This is a genomic window from Melaminivora alkalimesophila (genome assembly GCF_000282995.1).
Taxonomy (GTDB): domain Bacteria; phylum Pseudomonadota; class Gammaproteobacteria; order Burkholderiales; family Burkholderiaceae_C; genus Melaminivora; species Melaminivora alkalimesophila.
This window is the reverse complement of sequence record NZ_ALEE01000181.1, coordinates 1-224: the sequence shown is the minus strand read 5'-3', so window position 1 is coordinate 224 and position 224 is coordinate 1. Positions and strand designations below refer to the sequence as shown.

At 79.5% G+C, this 224-nt stretch carries 1 protein-coding gene; it reads right to left on the bottom strand.

Annotated features, from left to right (window positions below; all coding sequences use genetic code 11):
* Positions 1 to 25: 25 nt before the first annotated feature.
* Positions 26 to 224: hypothetical protein (locus A612_RS02935; RefSeq protein WP_040435766.1), on the bottom strand; the 199-nt coding region annotated here is incomplete at its 5' end.

Below are 224 nucleotides of genomic sequence, written 5' to 3'. Positions count from 1 at the left end.
CGCCGCGGCCCGCCGCTCTACCGGTTCAGGGCGCGGCCAGCGGGGCCGTCTGCTGCGGCCCAGACGCAGAGGCAGCGGCAGCATGCAGCCCCGCGCGCCGCAGCACGCGCGGCGACCATGCCTCCTCGGGGATCAGCAGCCAGCGCCGCGCCCGCGCTGCCCGCCCCAGGTCGGTGCAGCTGGTGAGCACCACCAGCGGCACCGCCAGCGCCAGCGGCAGGCCC